Annotated in this window: 3 protein-coding genes; 2 read left to right on the top strand and 1 reads right to left on the bottom strand. The window is 77.3% G+C overall.

What is annotated here, in order from left to right; genetic code table 11:
* Nucleotides 1-848: ATP-binding protein (locus tag AOK18_RS08015; RefSeq protein ID WP_240503104.1), on the bottom strand; the 848-nt coding region annotated here is incomplete at its 3' end.
* A gap of 132 nt (nt 849-980) precedes the next feature.
* Between AOK18_RS08015 and AOK18_RS08010 the strand changes: the two genes are divergently transcribed.
* The gene (locus tag AOK18_RS08010; protein ID WP_055693869.1) at nt 981-2,339 is read left to right on the top strand and encodes an SWIM zinc finger family protein; all 1,359 of its coding nucleotides are present in this window, start codon (nt 981-983) and stop codon (nt 2,337-2,339) included.
* Nucleotides 2,340-2,439: 100 nt separating this feature from the next.
* Nucleotides 2,440-3,921: DUF5691 domain-containing protein (locus tag AOK18_RS08005; protein ID WP_240503103.1), on the top strand; the 1,482-nt coding region annotated here is incomplete at its 3' end.

Below are 3,921 nucleotides of genomic sequence, written 5' to 3'. Positions count from 1 at the left end.
ACGGTGACGACCCGGCGGATCTCGTCGACGCCGTCGGGCGCGGCCGGCAGATCGAGGGAGCGGCCGATCTGGTCCACGCGGCGCGAGACGATGTCGACCTCCGCCTCGGGTGTCTCCGGCAGCGGCAGCACCACCGTGTTGAAACGGCGGCGCAGGGCGCTGGACAGGTCGTTGACCCCGCGGTCGCGGTCGTTGGCGGTGGCGATCAGGTTGAAGCCGCGGACCGCCTGCACCTCCTGGCCCAGTTCGGGGATCGGCAGTGTCTTCTCCGACAGGATCGTGATGAGCGTGTCCTGGACATCGGCCGGGATACGGGTCAGTTCCTCGACCCGGACCGTCGTCCCGTCCGCCATCGCCCGCATCACGGGGCTGGGCACGAGGGCGTCGCGGCTCGGCCCGTGGGCGAGCAGCCGGGCGTAGTTCCAGCCGTAGCGGATGGCCTCCTCCGGGGTGCCGGCGGTGCCCTGGACCAGCAGGGTGGAGTCGCCGCTGACCGCGGCGGCGAGGTGCTCGGACACCCAGGTCTTCGCGGTGCCGGGCACCCCGAGCAGGAGCAGCGCGCGATCGGTGGCCAGGGTGGTGACCGCGACCTCGACGATGCGGCGCGGACCCACGTACTTGGGTGTGATCACGGTGCCGTCCGCCAGCGTGCCGCCGAGCAGGTAGGTCGCGACGGCCCACGGGGACAGCTTCCACCGGGCGGGCCGCGGACGGTCGTCCTGCCCGGCCAGTGCGGTGAGTTCGGCGGCGAAGGCGTCCTCGGCATGCGCCCGCAGGACCTCGGCCTCCGCCGCGGAACCGTGCCGCTGACGCGGGTCGACGGATGTCGGTTCAACGGAGACAGTCATGGCGGAGTCCCCCTCCAGCTCAGCCGGTTCTGATCTGCCGACCACCCTGCACCACACCACTGACAATCGCCGTGACCTGGGACGACGCAATCACCGGGGCGATTGTCAGTGGCGGGTTCTACCTTCGGTGGCATGACTGTGCAGGGGGTGCGGTGGACCGCGGACCAGGTGCTGGCCTTGGCGCCCGACACCGCGTCGCGCAGGGCGGGAAGCGGACTCGGCTCGGCCGGCCCGTGGTCCGGGACCGGCAGCTCGGGGGAGGGGGCCGTGTGGGGGCTGTGCGAGGGCAGCGGCAGCACGCCGTACCGGACGGTGGTCGACCTCGCGGACGACTCCGGGCCCGCGTACCGGTGCAGTTGCCCGAGCCGCACGTTCCCGTGCAAGCACGCGCTCGGTCTGCTGCTGCTCTGGGCGGGCGACGAAGGGGCGGTGCCGCAGGGAGAGGCGCCGGAGTGGGCCGGCCGGTGGATCGGGGACAGACGCGGGCGCGCGGAGCGGGAGAAGGGCGCGGCCCCCTCCTCCGGTCCCTCGTCCGGGCCCGCCGATCCGGAGGCCGCCCGGCGCAGGGCGGAGCGGCGCGCCGGGCGGGTCACGGCGGGCGCGTCGGAGCTGGAGCGGCGGCTGGCGGACCTGCTCCGTGGCGGGCTGGCGGCGACGGAGCGGTCCGGGTACGGCCTGTGGGAGGAGACGGCGGCCCGGATGGTCGACGCCCAGGCGCAGGGGCTGGCCGCCAGGGTGCGCGAGTTGGGGGCGATCCCGGGCACGGGTCCGGGATGGCCGTCCAGGCTGCTGGAGGAGTGCGCGCTGCTCCACCTCCTCGACCAGGGCTGGCTGCGTCGCGAGCGGCTGCCGGAGGGGCTGGCCGCGACGGTCCGCTCCCGCGTCGGCCTGCCGGCCCCGGCGGACGGTCCGCCGGTGCGCGACCGCTGGCTGGTGCTCGCCCAGTACGACACGGCGGACGCGCGTCTGACGACCCGCCGGATCTGGTTGTACGGCACACGGTCGCGGCGCACCTCGCTGCTCCTCTCCTACGGCGCCGCCGGGCGCGCCCCCGAGCCGTCGCTGCCGGTGGGCCTGGTCCTGGACGCCGAGCTGTCCGCCCATCCGGGCGCGGGGCAGGTGCGGGCGGCGCTGGGCGAGCGGTTCGCGCCGCCCGCGCCCACCACCGAGCGGCCCCCGGGGACGACGACGACCCTGGCCACCTCCCGGTACGGCGACGCCCTGCGTGACGATCCCTGGCTGGATTCGGTGCCGGTGACCCTGGACCGGGTGGTACCGGTCCCGGACGGCGACTCCTGGCAGCTCGCGGACGCGGACGGGGACGCGGCCCTGCCGCTCGTCGCGGCCGCGCGTTCCCGCCCGGGCCTGTGGCGTCTCGTCGCGCTCTCGGGTGGCGCACCGGTCAAGGTCTTCGGCGAGTGCGGCCACCGGGGGTTCGCCCCGCTGGCCGCCTGGCCGGAGGGTCCCGGAGAGGTGGTGCCGCTGTGCTGAGCCTTCTCTCCGGGCCTTTCCCCGGCCGCCGGGGCGCCCCCGCACGCCCCCCGCGGAAGACCTCGCGGCCTCCCGCGGACACCCGCAGGAAAGGAATCCGATGAACAGGCCCGCCACCGCCGCGGCACCGTCCGGCCCGCACTCCGCCGCTCCCCCCGGGCCGGACCCGCACGCACCGGGCCCGGCGGACGCCCCGGCCGCACCGGGCCCGGCCGCCTCCGACCTCCCGGGGGTGTGGGAGGACCTCGTGACCACCGCCCTGCTGGGGACGGACCGCCGCACTCCGGCGGGTTCCCCGTCCGGTGCGGACGCCCCGGCGGCCCTGCTGGACGCGGCGGCCGCGGCGACCGTACGGCGGCGGGCCGGACTGCGCCCCGCCAGGGCGGCCGGGCGTCCGCGGCCGGCGCCCGAGGACCCGCGTCCCGGGCTGCCGCCCGCCGCCGCCCGCCGGCTGACGACGCTGCTCACCGACCGCTCCGGCGCCTCCGGTGGCGGCCGCCGGGGCGCGGCCCCGGACCTGCTGGAGCTGCTGCCCCAGTGGCTCGCGGCCGCGAACGCCCGCGGTTTCGCGGCGCCCCCGCCGGTGCTGCCCGCCCTGCTGGACGCCGCGCGGGGGCGTACGGATCTGCGGCCGGCGGCCCTGCGGTTCGCGGGACCGCGAGGCCTGTGGCTGGCCCGCCTCAACCCGGACTGGCGGTTCGCCCTGCGCTCGGCGCCGGGCGGGGGCACGTCGCTGCCGGGGCCCGGGGACACGGAGAGGGTGCTGCGGCTCTGGCAGGAGGGCCTCTTCGCGGAGCGGGTCGCCCTGCTCTCCTCGCTGCGTTCCCGCGAGCCCTCCGCCGCACGCGAACTGCTCGCGACGACCTGGGCGACGGAGCGGGCCGAGGACCGGCTGATGTTCCTCGACTCGCTGCGCACCCGCCTCGGCCCGGACGACGAGCCGTTCCTGGAGCGGTCGCTCGCCGACCGCAGCCGTAACGTACGGGCGACGGCCGCCGAGTTGCTGTCCGCGCTGCCCGACTCGGCCCTCGCGCGACGGATGGCGGTCCGGGCGGGGGCGTGTGTGGCCGTGGATCACACGGGGGACGCGCCCCTGCTCGCGGTCGAGGCACCGCACGAGTGCGACGCGGGCATGGAGCGGGACGGCGTGGTGCCCAAGGCCCCCGCGGGCCGGGGCGAACGGTCCTGGTGGCTGGGGCAGCTGGTGGAGGCGGCGCCTCTGGGTACGTGGTCGCGCCGGCTCGGCGGGCGCACTCCGCAGCAGATCGTGGCCCTGCCGGTCGGGGACGACTGGCGCAGCGAGCTGCACGCGGCCTGGTGCCGTGCGGCGGTGCGCCAGCGGGACGCCGCGTGGGCACGGGCGCTGCTCGGCGAGCCCTCCGCCGTGGAGGCGGGCGGTCCGGGGGCGGTGTCCCTGGCCGAGCGCGCCCAGCTCCTCGGCACGCTGGCCGCCGGCGAGCGGGCGGAGTGGGTGGCCGGTTTCATCGGGACGCACGGCCTGCCGGACGCGTTCCAGCTGCTCGGCGTGTGCGCGGTGCCGTGGGCGCCGCCGCTCGGGCGGGCCGTGGTGGACGCGCTCGAC

Origin of the sequence: Streptomyces prasinopilosus (assembly GCF_001419695.1) — a bacterium.
Taxonomy (GTDB): Bacteria; Actinomycetota; Actinomycetes; order Streptomycetales; family Streptomycetaceae; genus Streptomyces; species Streptomyces prasinopilosus.
Note: the sequence above shows the minus strand (reverse complement) of the source record. Positions and strands in the feature narration are given on the sequence as shown.

Excerpts from the sequence above, each read along its gene's own strand:
- AOK18_RS08010 (WP_055693869.1), top strand. The coding sequence starts at position 981 with ATGACTGTGCAGGGGGTGCGGTGGACCGCGGACCAGGTGCTGGCCTTG.